19 protein-coding genes are annotated in these 18,396 nt (G+C 50.1%); 13 read left to right on the top strand and 6 right to left on the bottom strand.

The window, feature by feature from the left end:
- Positions 1-154: 154 nt before the first annotated feature.
- Positions 155-871, top strand: a complete 717-nt coding sequence (locus tag HY879_13390) for a transposase (protein MBI5604334.1) — start codon at positions 155-157, stop codon at positions 869-871.
- Positions 840-1,364, top strand: a complete 525-nt coding sequence (locus HY879_13395) for a MarR family transcriptional regulator (GenBank protein ID MBI5604335.1) — start codon at positions 840-842, stop codon at positions 1,362-1,364. Before HY879_13390 ends, HY879_13395 begins: the two co-directional genes overlap by 32 nt.
- 61 nt (positions 1,365-1,425) lie before the next feature.
- Here the strand turns inward: HY879_13395 and HY879_13400 are convergent, their stop codons facing one another.
- The 4 genes from HY879_13400 to HY879_13415 form a co-directional block, all read right to left on the bottom strand.
- On the bottom strand, positions 1,426-2,304 hold the full coding sequence (locus HY879_13400; protein ID MBI5604336.1) for an alpha/beta hydrolase: 879 nt from the start codon (positions 2,302-2,304) through the stop codon (positions 1,426-1,428).
- A gap of 4 nt (positions 2,305-2,308) precedes the next feature.
- A complete protein-coding gene (locus HY879_13405; GenBank protein MBI5604337.1) occupies positions 2,309-3,466 on the bottom strand; it encodes an ABC transporter permease in 1,158 nt (385 codons plus the stop codon).
- Between the two features lie 41 nt (positions 3,467-3,507).
- Complete coding sequence (locus HY879_13410; protein ID MBI5604338.1) at positions 3,508-3,891, bottom strand: hypothetical protein; 384 nt, start codon at positions 3,889-3,891, stop codon at positions 3,508-3,510.
- 175 nt (positions 3,892-4,066) lie between these two features.
- On the bottom strand, positions 4,067-4,654 hold the full coding sequence (locus HY879_13415) for a YIP1 family protein (protein MBI5604339.1): 588 nt from the start codon (positions 4,652-4,654) through the stop codon (positions 4,067-4,069).
- A 484-nt stretch (positions 4,655-5,138) separates the two neighbouring features.
- Between HY879_13415 and gatB the strand changes: the two genes are divergently transcribed.
- The 10 genes from gatB to gmk all read left to right on the top strand — a co-directional run bounded on the left by gatB (position 5,139) and on the right by gmk (position 14,486).
- Positions 5,139-6,572: an Asp-tRNA(Asn)/Glu-tRNA(Gln) amidotransferase subunit GatB gene (gene gatB, locus HY879_13420; protein ID MBI5604340.1), complete on the top strand. Its 1,434-nt coding sequence runs from the start codon at positions 5,139-5,141 to the stop codon at positions 6,570-6,572.
- A 136-nt stretch (positions 6,573-6,708) separates the two neighbouring features.
- Positions 6,709-7,167: a transposase gene (locus tag HY879_13425; GenBank protein MBI5604341.1), complete on the top strand. Its 459-nt coding sequence runs from the start codon at positions 6,709-6,711 to the stop codon at positions 7,165-7,167.
- Positions 7,168-7,539: 372 nt separating this feature from the next.
- Positions 7,540-8,577, top strand: coding sequence for an S-methyl-5-thioribose-1-phosphate isomerase (mtnA, locus tag HY879_13430; GenBank protein ID MBI5604342.1), 1,038 nt, complete (start codon positions 7,540-7,542; stop codon positions 8,575-8,577).
- Between the two features lie 190 nt (positions 8,578-8,767).
- A complete protein-coding gene (rfaE1, locus tag HY879_13435; GenBank protein MBI5604343.1) occupies positions 8,768-9,739 on the top strand; it encodes a D-glycero-beta-D-manno-heptose-7-phosphate kinase in 972 nt (323 codons plus the stop codon).
- A gap of 89 nt (positions 9,740-9,828) precedes the next feature.
- Positions 9,829-10,809 (top strand): SDR family oxidoreductase, encoded by a 981-nt coding sequence (locus tag HY879_13440; GenBank protein MBI5604344.1) that lies wholly within the window; start codon positions 9,829-9,831, stop codon positions 10,807-10,809.
- A 74-nt stretch (positions 10,810-10,883) separates the two neighbouring features.
- Positions 10,884-12,194, top strand: a complete 1,311-nt coding sequence (locus HY879_13445) for a UDP-glucose/GDP-mannose dehydrogenase family protein (GenBank protein ID MBI5604345.1) — start codon at positions 10,884-10,886, stop codon at positions 12,192-12,194.
- A complete protein-coding gene (locus tag HY879_13450) occupies positions 12,187-12,726 on the top strand; it encodes a DUF4416 family protein (protein MBI5604346.1) in 540 nt (179 codons plus the stop codon). Before HY879_13445 ends, HY879_13450 begins: the two co-directional genes overlap by 8 nt.
- A gap of 16 nt (positions 12,727-12,742) precedes the next feature.
- Complete coding sequence (locus HY879_13455) at positions 12,743-13,624, top strand: YicC family protein (protein MBI5604347.1); 882 nt, start codon at positions 12,743-12,745, stop codon at positions 13,622-13,624.
- Positions 13,625-13,633: 9 nt separating this feature from the next.
- Positions 13,634-13,912 (top strand): DUF370 domain-containing protein, encoded by a 279-nt coding sequence (locus tag HY879_13460; protein ID MBI5604348.1) that lies wholly within the window; start codon positions 13,634-13,636, stop codon positions 13,910-13,912.
- Complete coding sequence (gmk, locus tag HY879_13465; protein MBI5604349.1) at positions 13,890-14,486, top strand: guanylate kinase; 597 nt, start codon at positions 13,890-13,892, stop codon at positions 14,484-14,486. Before HY879_13460 ends, gmk begins: the two co-directional genes overlap by 23 nt.
- 573 nt (positions 14,487-15,059) lie before the next feature.
- On the opposite strand, the gene HY879_13470 is transcribed toward gmk, so the two are convergent.
- Both HY879_13470 and HY879_13475 read right to left on the bottom strand, forming a co-directional pair.
- Positions 15,060-15,782 (bottom strand): general secretion pathway protein GspB, encoded by a 723-nt coding sequence (locus HY879_13470; GenBank protein MBI5604350.1) that lies wholly within the window; start codon positions 15,780-15,782, stop codon positions 15,060-15,062.
- Positions 15,783-15,784: 2 nt separating this feature from the next.
- Positions 15,785-17,398, bottom strand: a complete 1,614-nt coding sequence (locus tag HY879_13475) for an AAA family ATPase (protein ID MBI5604351.1) — start codon at positions 17,396-17,398, stop codon at positions 15,785-15,787.
- A 110-nt stretch (positions 17,399-17,508) separates the two neighbouring features.
- Between HY879_13475 and rlmB the strand changes: the two genes are divergently transcribed.
- Positions 17,509-18,276, top strand: coding sequence for a 23S rRNA (guanosine(2251)-2'-O)-methyltransferase RlmB (gene rlmB, locus HY879_13480; protein ID MBI5604352.1), 768 nt, complete (start codon positions 17,509-17,511; stop codon positions 18,274-18,276).
- The last annotated feature ends 120 nt before the right edge of the window (positions 18,277-18,396 follow it).

Consider the following 18,396-nt stretch of genomic DNA (forward strand, 5'->3'; position numbering starts at 1 on the left):
ATTCGGCCATCGGAAATTGGTGGGTTTCGATCTTCTCAACCCAATTCCCGGGCTATGGGTGGGGTGCGATATGTTTTCAATAAATGGTGGGTTCCGCTTCTCTGCTGATATCGGTGGGTTTCGCTTCGCTGCACCCACCCTACGATGAGGCGTGATGGGACAATATCGACGAAATTATGTTCATGGTGGGACTTTTTTCTTTACGGTGGTGACTTATCTGCGCCAACCAATTTTAAATGAAAGGACCATCTCTCTTTTACAAGAGGGATTTAAATCATGTATTTCGAGAAAGATTTTTTCTGTTGAAGCGATGGTAATCCTTCCGGATCATCTTCATTGCATTTGGCAACTACCGCTGGATGACAATGATTATTCCTCTCGATGGAAATTCATCAAGGCCTTCTTTACCAAAGGATATTTTCTATTAACGGGTGAAAATGGTATTGGTGGGTTCCATTTCATTCCACCCACCCTACGGGATTTAACAAAATGTAGATCGGGTCGAGCATTACCGCAGCCCATCGATAATTTTGATGCATCATGTAGGGTGGGTGAAGCATGTAGGGTGGGTGGAGCGATAGCGCAACCCACCATTCAAAAACCCACCAACACCAAACCCACCGCCTCCATGCAAAAAAAGGGGGAAAAAGGAATCTGGCAACGGCGGTTTTGGGAGCACACGATCCGGGATGAAAGGGATTATCGAAATCATTGCGATTATATCCATTATAATCCGGTGAAGCATGGATTGGTCAAATATCCCCGGGATTGGCCGCATTCCAGCTTTCATGAATTTGTTGAAAAAGGTCTTTATCCCGAATCTTGGAGTGGATCGGTGAATGCTTTTCCAGATGAGGTCGGGGGAGAATGATGGATGTGCTCCCCCGCTTTTTATTGATGGGTTCTATGACAACTGTTGGTGGGTTGCGCTTCGCTGCACCCACCCTACGGGAGCTGGTAAAAGCTGCCCAAAGGAAACGGCCCTGGAAATATATAACAGCATAAGGGGATATCCTTATTATGTCCAGAAACTGGCCTCGATTGCCTGGGATCTGACGGCAAGACAATGCACCACGGATACGGTAAGGGCTGCTTTTCGGATATTGCTTCCTATGGAGGCGCAGGACTTTGAAGGTATCTGGAGCGGGTTGACCTTAATTCAGAGGGGTTTGCTCAAAGCCCTGGCCCAAGAGCCGACCATCTCCCCTTATGCCAGGGAATTTCTGGAGAGGCATCGTCTTTCTGTAGGCGGGACTCAGAGGGCGATGAATGGTCTTCTTTCCAGAGATCTGATCGAAAGAGACGATAAGAATATTTATAGATTAACGGATCCGGTAATGGGTGTGTGGCTGAAGGAAAACTGATAAGCGGTAGGAATATTTCGGAGACAATAGGAGGTGGCAACCCTGAATGGGATCGTGAACCCTAACGGGTTATCAACGACCTATTTAAAAATCCCAGGACGGCTTCCCGTGTTTCTTCCGGTCGTTCCATGGGGACAAAATGACTGGTTTTTGGAAGGCCGTTCAAGACCGCCGGGGGGTAGTTCTTTTTAAACCGTTTGGCTGCCGGTGCCAGGAAGGTGTCCGAATCCTTCCCGTACAAGACCAGAGTCGGGCACTTGATTTTAGGGATATATTGCCAGATATCATGGGGGCAGGCGGAAAAGCACCTGGATTCCCAGGCCGGGTCACAGCGCAGACGAATGGACCCATTACCGCCCGGATTCATACCATGGTCGAGATAGGCCTCCAGAAATCCGTCCTGCCACCATTTAAAGCTCCCCTTGGACCGGTAGGCATTGAGAACGGTCTCCCGGTCCGGCCAGACCCTTTTCCGTCGAACGGCCCGGGCGGCAATGGGGACCCGTTGGGCCATCCCGGTTTTTTTAGCCAGAAACCACCACCACATCCAGGAAAAAGGCAGGATGGTCGGGTCGAGCAGGACCAGTGCCCGCACCAGATCCGGCCGCTTGACGGCCAGGAGCAGACTGACCGTTCCCCCCAGGGAATGGCCTATGGCAATAACGGGTTCTTGAAGGAATTCAATAAATCGTTCCAGGTCGGCCACGAAGATATTCCAATTTTTCAGCTTACGGGGATCGGCCAAGGCCCTGGTCTTTCCATGGCCGCGATGATCCATGCCAGTGAGTCTTAGAGAAGGGGTCAATAATTTGGCCAGGGGGGAATAGGTTCCGGCACAAAACCCGGTGGCATGGGCCAGATGGGCTAAAGGCCCGGAGCCGCCGAAGTCCAGATAATGGAACTCTCCTTCGGTGTTTTTAAAAATACGACTTTCAATCATTTTATTAATCGACCCCCCTCAGCCCTTCAGCGATTCGGATGTTGACGGCCCGGTAGACCGGGAAAAGGGCGGCCACAAGGCCTACCAAAGCCGAGGCCCCCAGGGCCATCCAGAGGGTGGCTGGATGAATCCTGAAAACCGGAAAAAACATCTCCAACTGCCGGGCGACCACCCGGACAGTAGGGAAGGTGAGGCCGATGCCCAGAACCCCTCCAGCCAGGGCAATCAGCAGGGATTCCCCGGTAATCAGCTCAAACAGGGTCCAACCTCCGAACCCCAGGGTTTTTAAGACGGCATATTCGGCTACCCGCTCTCTGGCGGTCATGGCCATGGTATTGGCCAGGACAATCATAATGATAAAAATGACCACCAGGGAGATAACCTTGATGGAAACGATAATGGCCTCGGTCATGGCAATAAAACCGAGTTGAAAGGCTTTCTCGGTTTCGGTCAAGGTCTCGGCCAGGGAATTCTTGAAAAGCCGGTCGATGGTCTGGGCTATCTCCGGGCCATTGAAAGGATCGGCTAACTGGATGACATACCAGCCCACCTGGTTGGCCCGGGTTGGGGAAACGGCCTTGACCTGTTCATTCAAATAGTCCCAATGGAAAAAGAACTGACTCTCATCGACGATTTGCCGGGTGCCATGATAGACACCCCTTAACACAAATTCCCAATTTCCCGGAAAGATAACGCCGCGCAAAGGAATGATCTCTCCGATCTTCCAATGATATTTGTTGACCAGTTTCCGTCCGGCGATGCAGGCCTTTCTCTCCCGCAAGAAGGTCGACAACTCTTTTTCCGGAATGGCAATCTCCGGGTAGAGGTTGAAAAAAGATCGGGCCTCTATGGCAAACTGGGGGAAAAAGTTTTTTTCATCGATATAGATCCCTCCGAACCAGTTGGCATAAGTTACCCCCGTTACACCGGAGATCTGTTTGATTTTGGTCAAATAAGATAGAGGCAAAGGGAAGATCAAGGAAGTGGCATTCCGGGTGATCAGGCGATTGGCGGCCGAGGCTTCCACTCCGGCATACCAGGCATGAATGACGGTTCGAAGCAGGCAAAAGGCCAGGACCGCCACGGCAATACCGAAGACGGTCAGACCGGTGCGGAGCTTGTGCCTTAAGGTATTTTTTAAAGCGATCTTGAAAAATCTCATGGATCAGGGGATGACGTCGGATTCAGGATGCAAGATGGCTTCTATTCTTTCATTTCGATTTTCCATTTGACCGGGCCGTTACTGCCGTGGAGATTGCAGTTGGCTTCGGCAACCAGATCAATGGATGCGGTAATCGGGATTTTGACCTCTTTGGTAAAAGAGGCCTCTTCCGGGCGTTTGCCGCTGCTATAATCCCATCGAGCAAATTCCTTCCCATTGACTTTGAGATAGACCCAATTGATATAATGGAAAAAATTATTGGCACTGTGGGTGATGGTCAACTTGACCAGCACTTCCGACCCCTTAGCCGCTGTCTCCGGAGAGGTGATGGTAATAGCCGCTTTGTCGGCATAGAGAGGATGGGCGTTAAACAACAAAAAAATAAAAATGGAAAAAAATAACCTGCGTCTTTTCAAACTGTTCATTGAGGTACCTCCTGATGGACTCCTCGTAAAAAACCTGGATTCCCGATAAAGACGTTCGGGAATGACGAAAAAAGCCACTGTAAATGTTAAGTTAACTGCCCGGTAGAGGTCCCTCTTCCGGGGTAACTCCCGGAAGAGGGGTAGATTCTTAAATTACCAGTCTGAGCCTGAAGGCTTACATCCAACTCATTCTTCCCAGGCCGAATAGAGTCCGGGAAATGGTTCCGATGAGTATAAATACTACGATGCTGATCACGATAGTGATAATAAAATACCCCAGGGCTTTGTCCTTGGGCGTGTCCATCAAAACAGGCAGGCCTAAATAAAAAACATAAAGGCTGTAAAGTGAGATGAGGACGGCAATGGGAGAGAGGACCGGTAAAATCATGAGGATACCGGCGATCCAGGAAGGGGTCCAGGAAAAGACCGCCACCTTCATGGCGTTGACCAGATTTTTTTGGGAGCCGAAGCTGGGGGCCAGGGCATCGATAACCTGGGCGACGATATAGAGCCCCACCATGGATAAGACATAGGAAACCACGGCATGGCTGATCCCCATTCCCAGGGGGGAACGGTAATAAACCCCCATCATAGAAATACCGAGCAGAGAAAGCCCAATAAAAGAGGCTATGGGTGGGATGGCTGCCAATATGACCGCATAAGAGGTGTAAAGTTCTTTGATGGTCGTCTGTTCCGTTTTGATTACGGCCCAGGTTTCCTTGGGTTTCAAGATAATGTCTTTTACCCTTTGAACAATGTCCATAGTAAACCCCCTTTTATTTTTTTAAAAATTTTAACCGCTTCAGGAATGTTATACTGAAATCGCCTATCGAGGTCAAATAGAAAAAACCGGGGGTAGTGTCCTATTAGGACACTACCAAACCGGGAATGGTCAGGACCCCCGATTTCCTTTTTCTGTTAAACTTTTTATCGGCGATTTTGTTAATGGGCTGGATTTATTGGCCTCAACCTATGGGAATAAGAGGATGAAAATAAGAATTATTCTTCAAGCAATCTGTTTCTTGACAAAAAACAACCATCTAAGATAAATTAACTAATTTAATCCTCTCATGTCCCGGGGGACGACAAGGAACAGGGAAATTCTTTTTAGAGGCTATGGGCTATAGGCAATAGGCTATGGGCAGGGTAAAATTGTTTTTTTCGCCTATAGCCTCTTGAAACTTGCCTCTTGAAACCTGAAACTTGGAACTTGAAACTCGCAACTTTTTCTTGCCAAAGGAATGACTATGCCAGAATGGGAAGCGGTAATTGGCCTGGAAATTCATGCCCAATTATTGACCGCCAGTAAGATCTTTTGTGGTTGTTCAACCCGATTCGGGGCCGAACCCAATACCCATACCTGTCCGGTTTGTCTGGGGTTGCCCGGCTCTCTGCCGGTTCTCAATAGAAAGGTGGTCGAATATGCCATGCGCATGGCCCTGGCCACCCATTGCACTATTGCCCCTTACAGCTTATTCGCCAGGAAAAATTATTTCTACCCTGATCTGCCCAAGGGGTATCAGATTTCCCAGTATGAATTCCCCCTGGCGGAAAAAGGATGGATCGACATTGAAGCCGACGGCCCGGCCAAAAGGGTCGGAATTACCCGGATCCATATTGAAGAAGATGCCGGGAAGCTGATCCATGATGATATGCGGCCGGTCAGCTATGTGGATTTTAATCGGACGGGGGTTCCTTTAATTGAGATTGTCGGCGAACCCGATTTACGGACCCCCGGAGAGGCCGGAGAATACCTGCGGCGGTTACGGGAGATCTTGCGTTATTTAGAGATCTGCGACGGCAACATGGAAGAGGGCAGTTTCCGTTGTGACGCCAATATTTCTCTCCGCCCTTTAGGCGCTACGGGATTCGGGACCAAGGCCGAGTTGAAAAATATGAACTCCTTCAAACACGTTGAGAATGCCCTGGAATTTGAAATCAGACGACAACGGGCCGTCCTGGATGATGGAGGAGAATGTGTACAGGAAACAAGACTTTGGGATGCAGCCCGGGGGGTAACCCTGTCTATGCGGGGCAAGGAAGAGGCCCATGACTACCGTTATTTCCCGGATCCGGATTTGATTCCCCTGGAAATAAGCGGGGATTGGATCGAAACGGTGCGGAACGGCCTGCCCGAGCTGCCGGAAGCCAAACGCCGCCGTTTTGTCAGCCAATTCGGTCTTCCTGAATATGATGCCCAGGTCTTGACCTCTTCCAAGGGGCTGGCCCATTTTTTTGAAGAATGCCTGAGGCTTCATCCCCAACCGAAAACGCTCAGCAACTGGATCATGGTGGAATTAATCCGGGAATTAAAAAGGGCAGAAAAAGATATCGAGCAATGTCCGGTCTCGGCCGGGAATCTGGCCGCCCTTCTGGATCTGATTCAGGAAGGGGTGATCAGCGGCAAGATCGCTAAAACCGTTTTTGAAGAGATGTTCGAAACCGGTAAGTCTCCTAAAGCCATTGTCGAAGACAGGGGCTTGGTTCAGATGACCGACAGCAGCCAGATCCAGGCCGTTATTGAAGAAATTCTTAAGGCTAATCCGGATAAAATTGTGGAATATAAAAACGGGAAAACCAAGCTTTTGGGATTTTTTGTCGGTGAAGTCATGAAAAAGACCCAGGGCAAGGCCAATCCGAAGATGGTGAATGAGATTTTGAAAGAAAAGTTGGGGCAATGAGTAAGGAAGTGGAACAGGCATTTTAAGAGTCAGGCAGGATGCCTGACCTATTAAAAAAGAATGGACTTTTGCACGAGGCTCTAAGGTTTAATTAATCTCAGAAAATAGGTCAGGCATCCTGCCTGACAAACGCTTTATGAATATTTCCCGATTAAATTTAAGTGGATATCCGTCTTTTATAACAACCAAAACGATGAACAATTATCCTTTTTTCTCGAATAATGCAAATGCTGAATGTTTGGTTTCAGGTCTGCTTTTTGGCCGGAGGAACAACTGGCTTGATCTTGTTGCCTTTGTAATTATGCCTGACCATCTTCATTTGATTATTATTCCAAAAGAGAAAAATGTTTCCCAATGTTTGCACAGTATTAAGAGCTTCTCAAGCAAAGAGATCAACAAAAATAGCCAGCACAAAGGTTCAGTATGGCAATCCAGTTTTAGGGATTTAACGTTATGGTCAGAAGAAGTAGTCATCGAAAAGATAAATTATATTCATAATAATCCGGTTAGAAAAGAAATGGTTTCTGATCCGGGGAATTATCGATATTCATCGGCGAATACAAGATATGAGAAGGAATTGTTTAGATCATTTTAAGAAGTCAGGCAAGATGCCTGACCTATTTAAAAAAGAATAGACTTTTGCACGAGGCTCTAAGATTTAATTAATCTCAGAAAATAGGTCAGGCAAGATGCCTGACCTATTATGTGGGGTGAATTAATCTCAGAAAACCGATTATGAGATTTGAATTGATCCAAGAAAACCGATTGTGAGGCGTTCGTAAAAAGTCCAAAAGCGCCGATTTACGTCATTCCCGTGAAAACGGGAATCCAGTGTTTTTAATTAGTTACATATAGCCTGGATTCCCGCCTTCGCGGGAATGACGAGTTTTTACGAGACCATCAATTGTGAGATTTGAATTATTTTTAGAAAATAGGTCAGGCATCTTGCCTGACAACAGGACTTCTAATGATCAAAACCATTGAATGGAAAAATGATCGGGTCATCATGATCGATCAACGGAAACTCCCCCAGCAGGAGACTTATGTCCATTGTTCCAATTACCGGCAAGTCATCAAGGCCATTAAAGAAATGGTCATCCGGGGGGCCCCGGCTATCGGGGTTGCCGCAGCCATGGGATTGGCTCTGGGGGCCAAAGAAATAGAGGCCGAAAACCTTGGGGCCTTCAAGGTCCGGTTCAATAAAATCTGTCTGGAAATGGGGGGTGCCAGACCTACGGCGGTCAATCTTTTTTGGGCCATTAAGAGGATGGAGAAGGTCGTCGCGAACGGCTTCATTCAAAAAATCGACCCCCTGAAGAAGGCCTTGATCCGTGAGGCCCGGAATATGCTGACCGAGGACATTGAAATCAATAAGCGTTTGGGATCGATAGGCCAGGAAGTCATTAATAAAGGGGCCACCATCCTGACCCACTGCAATGCCGGGGCCTTGGCCACCGGGGGCTATGGAACGGCCCTGGGTGTAATCCGGGCGGCCCAGGAGGCCGGGAAAGAGGTCCGGGTCATTGCCGATGAGACCCGTCCCTTTCTGCAAGGCGCCAGATTAACCGCCTGGGAATTGGTCAAAGATCACATCCCGGTGACCCTGATCACCGATAGTATGGCCGGCTGTCTGATGCAGAAAGGTTTGATTGATGTGGTCATCGTCGGAGCAGACCGGATTGCCGCCAACGGAGATACGGCCAATAAAATCGGAACCTATTCAGTGGCCGTATTGGCCAGGGAGCACCATATCCCTTTTTATGTGGCTGCCCCCTGTTCGACTATAGATATTCAGATTAAAGGCGGTGAGGCCATCCCTATTGAGGAACGGAATGAAAAAGAGGTTACGCATCTGGCCGGCAAGAGGATAGCCCCGCCGGGGATCACCATCATGAATCCGGCCTTTGATGTAACCCCCCATTCTTATATTTCCGGTATCATTACCGAGAAGGGGATATTGAAACCTCCCTACCGGCGCAGTATCGCCAGGGCGTTGGAAAAATGATTTTTCTTCGCGACAAGCACTTGTCGCCCCGGGGAGCATGACGAACCATGAAAAAGCGAATATCGAATATCGAATATCGAATATCGAATGACGAAGGAGAGTTTCTTTTAAACTCCGAACTCCGAACTCTGAACTCCGAACTCAGTCTTAAGAGGCTCTTATGGTTTTAGCCGGTTCTGAAGTTCAGGAAATGGTGAAGGCCATCCAGTCCTTCCCCAAAAACAAGGTCCTGGTGGTCGGCGATATTATGATGGATGAATTTCTTTGGGGAGAAGTTTCCCGCATCTCTCCCGAGGCCCCGGTTCCAATCGTTAAGGTGGAGAAGGAAACTTTTCTATTGGGAGGGGCGGCCAATGTGGTGAATAATTTATTGGGGCTTAAAGGCCAGGTTTTATTAGCCGGGGTCATCGGTTCCGACAGCATGGGCCGAAGACTGATCCGGAAACTTCAATCGTTGGGTACGACTACCGAAGGTATCGTGGTCGAAGAAGGAAGGCCGACGGCCATTAAAACCCGGGTTATTGCCCATCATCAGCAGGTGGTCCGGGTAGACCGGGAAAAAGTCGGTCCTATTCTCCCCGAAACTCTAAGAGCTATTCTGAACATTATCAGAAAAAATATTTCCCAAATTCGGGGGATCATCGTTTCCGATTATGGGAAAGGGGTGGTTTCCCAGGAACTGATGATCGGTTTGAAAAAGATCGCCGGGAAAAATGCCATTCCCGTTTTGGTGGATCCAAAACCCCACAACATGGGCTGGTATGATCAGGTTACGGTGATCACCCCCAATCACCTTGAGGCCGAGATGGCCGTAGGAAAAAAGATCGAATCCAAGGAAGATCTCCTTTGGGCGGGAAGGTATCTTCTGAAAAAAACAAAATGTGAATCGGTCCTGATCACCAGGGGGCGCGAAGGCATGACCCTTTTTTTAAAAAACAAGAAGGTTGAGCATATCCCCACGGTGGCCCAAAAGGTATTTGATGTAACCGGGGCCGGGGATACGGTTATTGCTACACTTATTCTTTCACTGGTTTCGGGGGTGAATATGATCCAGGCTTGTAAGATGGCCAATTTTGCAGCGGGTATTGTAGTAGGAGAAGTGGGGACCGCTGCCGTTAAGGCCGGGGATTTGATCAGGGTTTTGAAGGAAGCGGTTAAATAGCTCGAAATAGGGATCAGGGATCAGGGATCAGGGGTCGGGGGGCTTCGTGGCGCCCCGGAGGGGCAGAAAGATTCAACAAGGATCAGTTTATGGCCAATTATTTAGTCACCGGCGGGGCGGGATTCATCGGGTCCCATATTGCCGAAGCGCTTTTAAAAGAAGGGCATCTGGTTCGGGTCCTGGATAACTTTTCAACCGGTCATCGGAGAAATCTCCAGGAAATTCAGGCCGCTTCTCCATCGAGTCTGGAAATTATCGAAGGGGATGTACAAGACCGGAAGGCCTGCGATCAGGCGGTTTCCGGAATGGACTTTGTTTTTCATGAAGCGGCCCAGATTTCCGTGCCCAAATCGGTTGATGACCCGGAAAGCACTCAGGCGGTCAATATTCAGGGAACGTTGAATGTGCTGCTGGCCTGCAAAAAAGCCGGGATTCAAAGGGTGGTTTTGGCCAGTTCGACGGCTGTTTACGGGGACAGTCCCCTGGAAGAAAAAACGCCTAAACCTAAACGGGAATCTATGACCCCCAATCCCCTTTCCCCCTATGCCTTAAGCAAATTAGTGGGCGAATATTATTGCCGCCTTTTCTCCAGACTCTATGACCAGCAGGCCGTGGCCTTGCGCTATTTTAATGTCTTTGGACCGAGACAGGACCCCAATTCGGAATATGCCGCCGTGATCCCCAAATTTATTGAACGCCTCCTCCAGGACAGCCCGGCGATAATCTATGGAGATGGAAAGCAATCCAGGGATTTCGTTTTTGTCGGGGATGTGGTCCAGGCCAATCTTAAGGCCTGCCGTCAGGCCGGGATCGAAGGAGAGGTTTTTAATGTGGCTTCCGGGCGGTCGTATACCCTTTTACAATTATTGGGGCACTTACAAAAAATTATTCAATCCGCCCAGGAACCGGTTTTTGCACCGGCCAGAGCGGGCGACATCCGGTATTCCAAGGCGGACATTCAAAAGGCCAGAAAAACGCTGGGTTTTCAACCGGGGGTGGGGCTTCGTCAAGGCTTGAAAGCGACCGTTGAATATATGAAAAAGGCGCAAGGCGTGAGGCGTGAGGCGTGAGGAAAAAAATAAATGCTCAAAGCTGAAAGTTCACAGGAAGCAACTATAAATCGGCGCGAGGAGGAACAACCAAGGTGAATATTTGTGTTATCGGAGTGGGCTATGTGGGATTGGTTACCGGGGCCTGTTTTGCGGAGTTCGGGATACGGGTAACTTGCGTGGACAACGACCAGGAAAAGATCAAACGTCTTAAACATGGGAAGATCCCCATTTATGAGCCCGGTCTGGAAGAAATGGTTGCCAAGAATGTAAAAGAGAATCGCCTTTCTTTTACCGGTAATTTGGAAGAAGGGGTCAGACAGTCTTTGGTTATCTTTATCGCCGTAGGCACCCCTTCCGATTCGCAGGGGAAAGCGGATTTGCGTTACGTCAAAGAAGTGGCCCAGGCCATCGGCCGGACCATGGACGGCTATAAATTGATTGTGACCAAGAGTACCGTCCCGGTGGGGACCGGTAAGATCATCCATGGAATTATCCGCAAGAATCAAAAAGAAAAATTGCCCTTTGACATTGTGTCTAACCCGGAGTTTTTGCGGGAAGGGTCGGCCATTGAGGATTTTTTAAGGCCCAACCGGGTGGTGATCGGGGCCGAAAGCGATCAGGCCATAGCCATCATGAAAGATCTCTACTCCCCGCTCTATCTCATTGAGACCCCTTTTGTGATTACCACGGTGGAAACGGCTGAAATGATCAAATACGCTTCCAATGCCTTTCTGGCCACCAAAATATCCTTCATCAATGAGATGGCCAATCTTTGCGAAAAAGTGGGGGCTGATGTCCACCAGGTGGCCAAGGGGATGGGTCTGGACCACCGGATCGGCGCAAAGTTTTTGCACCCCGGTCCGGGATTCGGGGGATCTTGTTTCCCCAAAGATACTTCCGCCTTGGCGCAACTGGCCGATTCCCTCGGCTATGATTTTGAGATCGTCAAGTCGGTCATCCGGGTCAATCAACGTCAAAAGCAGAGGATGGTCGAAAAGATCCTTCAGGCCGTCGGTCCGGTTAAAGGGAAAACCCTGGGGATTTTGGGCCTCACCTTTAAACAAAATACCAACGACATTCGGGAGGCCCCGGCCCTTTACATCATCAAAAAACTGGAATCTTTGGGGGCCCGGATCAGGGCCTATGATCCGGCCGGTATGGACGAAGGCCGAAAGATATTAAAGAAGGTTCTCTTCCAGGAGAACCTGTACGATGTTGGAAAGGGAGCCGATGCCTTGATCCTGGTTACAGAATGGAACCCTTTTCGGACCATTGACTGGGACAAGATGAAATCCCTGCTGAAACAACCGGTAGTCATCGATTTGAAAAATATGTATGAACCGGTCAAGATGCATCAATTAGGGTTAAGATACTATTGCGTAGGCAGACCTGCTGTTGAGTAAACCTAAAGAACCTTTACCGGCGAAACTCCTTATCGCCCTCATCTATAAGGAAAGGGCAGCGGCCCAGTCCGGGTGGATGGCCATTGAAAAAACCTGGGGGGCCCTGGATTTTCTTTCCGAGGTGAGGCCCTTCGATTATACCGGCTACTATGAACAAGAGATGGGCCGTCCGTTATATCGCCGCTGGGCCACCTTCCGGGAACTGGTCCCTCAAGACCGTTTGGCGGAAATTAAATGGCAGGCCCTGGATTTGGAAAAGCAGTGGCTTTGCGACGAGAAGCGCCGGTTGAATCTCGATCCAGGGTTGTTAACGGCCGAAAGGCTGGTCCTGGCCACCGGAAAGAATTACAGCCATCGTATTTATCTCGGAAAAGGAATCTTTGGGGATTTGACCCTGGTTTTTACTAAAGGGAGCTATCAGCCCTTGCCCTGGACCTATCCGGATTATCGAGATGAACCGTCTATCTGGATGTTTAATAAGATCAGAGAAAAATATTTGAAAGAAATTGCGGATTGCGGAATGCGGAATTAAAGGAATAATAAAGATTATGATTAAAAGCATGACGGGATTTGCCCAATTGGTGTTTTCGGATAAGGACCTGCAGATTACCCTGGCGGTCCGGACCTATAATAACCGTTTTTTGGATATCAATTTGAGGTTGAATAATGCCTTTTATCCTTTAGAAGACCGGATCAAGACCTACATCGCCTCCCGAATCTCGAGAGGTCGTGTGGAGATTTCCATCCAGTTGGCCTCTCAGGAAAAAATCCGGAACGGAAACATAGGCCTTAATTGGCCCCTGGCTAGGGCCTATCACGGTTTATTGACCGAATTAAAAGAAAAGTTGAAAATTCCCGGCCCGGTAGATCTGGGCCATCTTCTTTCCCTGAAAGACGTGGTCGTTTACCAGGAGGGCGCCTTTTCCGAAGAAACCCTTTGGAAAAAACTCTCCTCCCCGTTAAAAAAGGTTTTCGATTCTCTTCAAAAAATGCGTAGCGAAGAAGGCCGGAATCTGGGCCGGGATTTGTTAGAGCGCCTTGGATCGGTTCAAAAGGTGGCTGACCAAATCTCCCTAAAAATTCCTTTGGTCGTCGGAGCCTATCAGGGCCGCCTGAAGGATCGAATCGAGAAGCTGGCTAAAGGAGTGGAGGTGGACCCCATCCGTCTGGCCCAGGAGGTGGCTATTTTGGCCGACCGCTCGGATATTTCGGAAGAGCTGATCCGACTGGGCAGTCATATTAAACAATTTAAGGCCCTGTTTAAAGAACTGCAACCTGTGGGGAAAAAGATGGAATTCCTCCTGCAGGAAATGAACCGGGAAACAAACACCATCGGATCGAAAAGTATAGATAGCGAGATTTCCCATCACGTCGTGTCGATCAAGGCCGAACTGGAAAAATTGCGGGAACAAGTTCAGAATATTGAATAAGGAGAAATCATGGACCCAAAATTGTTGAACATCGGTTTTGGTAATTCGGTCGTTTCGGACCGGGTAGTTGCCATATTAACCCCCACCTCTTCCCCCATGAAACGATTAAGGGAGGAGGCACGGGATGGAAAACGATTGATCGACGCTACGCAGGGCCGGAAAACCCGCTCCATCATCGTCACCGACAGCAACCATGTGATTCTCTCGTCCAGTCTGGCCGAGACTATCGCCCAGAGGTACAGTTCCGACGGGGCCGGGAAAGAAGATGAGTCTAAAAATTCAAAATAAAAAATCCGGGAACCTTTTTATCCTTTCCGGTCCGTCAGGCGTAGGGAAGACGACTCTGAGAGAGGCCCTTCAAGCCAGAAGGCCCGGCCTCCGATTTTCTGTTTCCTGGACCACCCGTTCCCCGCGGCCGGGTGAAGTAAAGGGACAGGATTATCGGTTTGTCTCCCAAAAACAATTTGAAACCAACCTGAAGGCTGAAGGCTTTCTGGAATGGGCCAGGGTCCATGAGGCCTACTATGGGACCCCTAAAGCCCCCATTCAACGATGGCTGGCGAAGGGTGAGGATGTTCTTCTGGATATCGATATTCAAGGGGCCAATCAGGTGAAAAAACGGATCCCCCAGGCGATCGCCATTTTTATCCTGCCTCCTTCCTGGCTGGAATTAAAGAAACGATTAATCGATCGCCGGACCGACTCGCCCCAAACGATTCGGGTCCGGCTGAAAAACGCTGAAAAAGAACTCCAGGCCGTGAAACGATTCGACTATGCAGTTATTAATAAAGAGATCGTTTCCTCTGTCGATACTATGGAAACCATCCTGAAAGCAGCCCGCTTCCGGGTTCAAACCCAATAACAATATTTCTCCTTCCATGCCAGCAATGGCCCTTTAAATCCTGTCTTGAATTAAGGGGGGATATAGGCAATAGGCTATAGGCTATAGGCTATAGGCGAGGGGCGAGGGGCGAGGGGCGGGCACTGACGAAGTATGAAAATTTTCCAAACACGTGGAGTTAGCTCGTCATTCCGGCGAAAGCCGGAATCCAGGGCGAAAGAAAATCCGTACCCTCCTGGATGCCGGATCAGGCCTGCCCCGTACTTGATCCGGGGTCCGGCATGACGGAGAAGAAACAAGCCTGGAAGGTAACTCCAGGCTTGTTTTCGTACTAAACCCTCATGCCCCTCTGGGGCACCACGAAATATGAAAATAGACCAGTCAAAGGCTTATTTAGGCACGGGTCAGTCACAAAGCCTGACACAGGGATTACGCGGATTAACCATTTAATTTCTCAAGAAAAGGGGCTTCCCTTTTCTTGAGACCAGCTTCCGCCGAAGGCGGATGTTGGCCATCCCTCTATCCAGACTTAACGGGATAGAGGGATACCCCATGGCTTTAACCGTGTAATCCGTGCCAAAATCTATTTTCTAACTAAAGCCCAAAATGAAACCGGTAGCCTTGAAAGCTGAAGATAATGCCCCCGGAGACGATTTCCTCCACTTTCAATCCCGGGGATAGCTCCTGTCCTTCCTGAAGGATCCTTTCATTCACCCGGACCATCCGATTTTGCCGTTCCTGGTTATAGACATGGGCCGAGACCTTAATTTCCGGCAAGGCATTCTTCAAGCCCGAGGGGAGTTCTTCGAGGTCGTATACCTTCTCGCTCAAAGTCGGCTCTTTCTTGATCCGGGGTTGAGGCTCGACCGAGGGCTGGATGGTTGCAGGAGACTTTCCGGCCACAGGTTGAGGAATGTTCCGCGCCTCTTTCCCGGGTGCGGGTGTTGAAGGAAGGTTTTGGGTTTCCTTCCCGGTGGTCATAGCGGCAGCGGCGGGGCTGTTTTTTTTCGGCAGGTCTTCTTTGGCCTCGGCCGCCGGGTTTGGTCTGTTTTTTCCGGCCAGGACCGGCGGGGGAAGGCTGGTCGGTTGAACCGCATAGGGCCGGGCCGAAGGGGCTTTCTCTTTCGCCCGCCAGGGGGTTATCCACCAAACCATAAGCCCGGCATTGAGAAGCAGCGCAATGATGAGGAGATAAAGCCCAATCGGCCTTTCCTTTGGTCCAGGCCCGGTTTTTTCCAAAAAGGTCAGCCTTTTCAGCGGAGCCTCCTGCTCCCGCTTCTGCTCGGCCTTTTTCAATGCCTCAAGGATATAAGACATGCTTAAGGGTTCCCTTTTGCCGTATAAAGGACCGGGTCCCCATTGCCGGCAGCAGCCATTAAAGGCATGATAGTCCGAGGCCCCACGATTCCGTCCGGGGTCAGGCCTATGGACAATTGGAATTTTTGTAATTGTCTTAAAACCTCACCGTCGTAAATCTGATCCTGCCCGGCCGACACGACCCGTCCCTGGGTCAGCGTCAAATGCCGTTCGAGCCAGGCCACCATGGACCCGCGGCTTCCCGGTTTAAGGTCTTGCTGATACTCCTGAGGCACCCGCCAAAGGAGAAGATAATCCCCGGACCAGCGACCGATAATTTCTTTCAGATCAACGGTCCTGGTCTCGTTCCCGATAACAAGAGTGGCCGTTTCTCCCTGCAAGGAAGTCAAGGTAGCATAATATTCAATCTCTTTTTCATCTAAAAGCGTCAGGACCGCAGGTTTATTCATCTGCCGGAGGGTGGTGAGACTCCCTTTGCCTTTCAGGCAGCGCAGACCCTGTGCCCTAGCCTGTTCACAGATATCCCCCTTTGGATATTGGAGGTGCCATTGCCTGAAAAGGGCCAGGTAGGCCGCCTTTTTGGCGCTTTCACCCGACTGATCAGCCGGCCGCCTGAGGTCGGCCTTTCTTTGGGGGGGGCCCCCCACCTTTGGAGCAAGGGCTTGGGCGGCCGGTCGGACCGGGGTCTTGAACAAAGGCCATGATCCGTAGAGGGTATAGACGATGCCAAGGGCCGACAGGAGAACCAGGAGAAAACCAGCCAGCAGGGATTGAAAGATTACGGGACTTAGACCTCGACGGATTTTTTCACCGGTTATTTCACGGGCGGCCGTTGCCAGGGTTTTTTTATCAACCCGGTCTTTCCCCTGAACGAAGGCCCCCAGCAGGGCCCTTTCGCATATTACATTGATCAATCTCGGGACTCCACCACTCAACCGGACCAGCTTTTTTAATGTCGGGGATGGGAATAATCGGTCATGGGCCAGCCCGGATAGAGACAAACGATAATTCACATAACCGGGGATTTCTGCCCTGGAGAGGGGACCGAGGTGATACCGGGCCGTTACCCGCTGCGAAAGCTGGCGAAGCTGAGGTTGTAACAACAATTCTCTGAGTTCCGGTTGTCCGATCATGACCACCTGGAGGAGTTTATGCTCCCTGGTTTCGAGGTTGGTCAGCAAGCGGATCTGCTCGAGCACATCCGGTTTCAGGTTCTGGGCTTCTTCCAGGATGAGAACGGCCCGACGGCCTTTGGCATGGACATCAAGGAGATATTCGTTGATGCGGGTTATAAAGACCTTGATACTTTGGTTTCCTTCGGGGTAACGGATTCCGAATTCATCGCAGATCGTGGCTAACAGTTCCAGGGCAGTCAACTTCGGGTTCAGGATAAAGGCCACCTCGATGTCTTCGGGCAAAAGTTCAATCAATCGGCGGCAGGCTGTTGTTTTACCGGTCCCGACATCACCGGTCAGCAAAACAAACCCGACATTACTTTCAATGCCATAGAGCAGATGGGCCAGGGCCTCCTGATGTCCGGCACTCATGAAAAAATAATGGGGGTCCGGAACGATGGAAAAAGGCTTTTGGGTAAGACCGAAATAATCCTCGTACATCAGGACCCCATCTTCGAGCAGGATTGGCTTTGTTTTTTTCTAAGAGGCTTGCTTTTGCATTGAAACAGTATAAAATAAGCCCGAATCGAGAGTCAAGGAGAAAGGTATTTATGGCGGTATCAAAAAAAGACGATTTATCCCAATGGGTCTGGGGGAAACAAGCTGTCCTGGAAATTCTCAAGGTCCGTCCAACGAAAGTCAGAGAGGTTATCATGGGCCCGCCGGCCCAGGACCTGCTTCGAGGGGAGATATTCGCATTGTGCACCCAAGCCGGGATACCGGTGACGCTCAAAGAAAGAAAGCAGATCGACCGCCTGCTGCCGGTGCCGGCCCATCAGGCCGTGGTTGCCCGTTTAAAAACCGTTACCCCTTTTGAATCCCTGGAAAGCCTGCTCACCCGGGTCGGCCCTGACCAAACGCCGCCTCCGGTTTTATTAGCCGTTGACCATATCCAGGATCCCCAGAATTTGGGGGCCATGATTCGAACCGCCCACTCAACCGGAGTCCAGGGGATTATTCTGCCCAAGGACCGCTCCTGTCCGATCTCGGGAACGGTCCGTAAGGCAGCGGCCGGGGCCCTGGAGCACATGCCTTTGGTCCAGGCTACCAACCTGGTCCGCTCCCTGGAGAACCTCAAAGAAAAGGGCTTCTGGGTCCTCAGCCTGGAGGCCGGTTCCCCGGTCTCGGTCTACGGCCTGGACCTCCGGGTGCCTCTGGTGGTGGTGGTGGGCGGGGAATCGAAAGGGGTCAGCCTTTTAGTAAAGAAACACTCCGATTGGCTGGCCTCCATCCCCATGCAGGGCCGTGTTTCCTCCCTGAATGCCTCCGTGGCCTGCGCTGTGGTCCTGTATGAGATCCTGCGGCAGCGTCTCGGCTGATCCCTATTCCGCCGAAACAAGCCGGCCGACCTTCCGGGGACGGCCAAATTCCCGGCCCCGGCCTAATTTTTTAACTCCCCTGTTAGGACTTGACTTTTCACCCTGAGCGATATTAAATAA

The sequence above is a fragment of the Deltaproteobacteria bacterium genome (assembly GCA_016219225.1).
GTDB lineage: Bacteria > Desulfobacterota > RBG-13-43-22 > RBG-13-43-22 > RBG-13-43-22 > RBG-13-43-22.

Bases quoted from the DNA above. Each gene is read 5' to 3' on its own strand.
- HY879_13410 (MBI5604338.1), bottom strand. From the start codon at position 3,891: ATGAACAGTTTGAAAAGACGCAGGTTATTTTTTTCCATTTTTATTTTT.
- HY879_13455 (MBI5604347.1), top strand. From the start codon at position 12,743: ATGATTAAAAGCATGACGGGATTTGCCCAATTGGTGTTTTCGGATAAG.
- rfaE1 (MBI5604343.1), top strand. From the start codon at position 8,768: ATGGTGAAGGCCATCCAGTCCTTCCCCAAAAACAAGGTCCTGGTGGTC.
- HY879_13425 (MBI5604341.1), top strand. From the start codon at position 6,709: ATGAATATTTCCCGATTAAATTTAAGTGGATATCCGTCTTTTATAACA.
- HY879_13390 (MBI5604334.1), top strand. From the start codon at position 155: ATGGGACAATATCGACGAAATTATGTTCATGGTGGGACTTTTTTCTTT.
- rlmB (MBI5604352.1), top strand. From the start codon at position 17,509: ATGGCGGTATCAAAAAAAGACGATTTATCCCAATGGGTCTGGGGGAAA.
- gatB (MBI5604340.1), top strand. From the start codon at position 5,139: ATGCCAGAATGGGAAGCGGTAATTGGCCTGGAAATTCATGCCCAATTA.
- HY879_13460 (MBI5604348.1), top strand. From the start codon at position 13,634: ATGGACCCAAAATTGTTGAACATCGGTTTTGGTAATTCGGTCGTTTCG.
- gmk (MBI5604349.1), top strand. From the start codon at position 13,890: ATGAGTCTAAAAATTCAAAATAAAAAATCCGGGAACCTTTTTATCCTT.
- HY879_13400 (MBI5604336.1), bottom strand. From the start codon at position 2,304: ATGATTGAAAGTCGTATTTTTAAAAACACCGAAGGAGAGTTCCATTAT.
- mtnA (MBI5604342.1), top strand. From the start codon at position 7,540: ATGATCAAAACCATTGAATGGAAAAATGATCGGGTCATCATGATCGAT.
- HY879_13475 (MBI5604351.1), bottom strand. From the start codon at position 17,398: ATGTACGAGGATTATTTCGGTCTTACCCAAAAGCCTTTTTCCATCGTT.
- HY879_13415 (MBI5604339.1), bottom strand. From the start codon at position 4,654: ATGGACATTGTTCAAAGGGTAAAAGACATTATCTTGAAACCCAAGGAA.
- HY879_13405 (MBI5604337.1), bottom strand. From the start codon at position 3,466: ATGAGATTTTTCAAGATCGCTTTAAAAAATACCTTAAGGCACAAGCTC.
- HY879_13395 (MBI5604335.1), top strand. From the start codon at position 840: ATGCTTTTCCAGATGAGGTCGGGGGAGAATGATGGATGTGCTCCCCCG.
- HY879_13470 (MBI5604350.1), bottom strand. From the start codon at position 15,782: ATGTCTTATATCCTTGAGGCATTGAAAAAGGCCGAGCAGAAGCGGGAG.
- HY879_13440 (MBI5604344.1), top strand. From the start codon at position 9,829: ATGGCCAATTATTTAGTCACCGGCGGGGCGGGATTCATCGGGTCCCAT.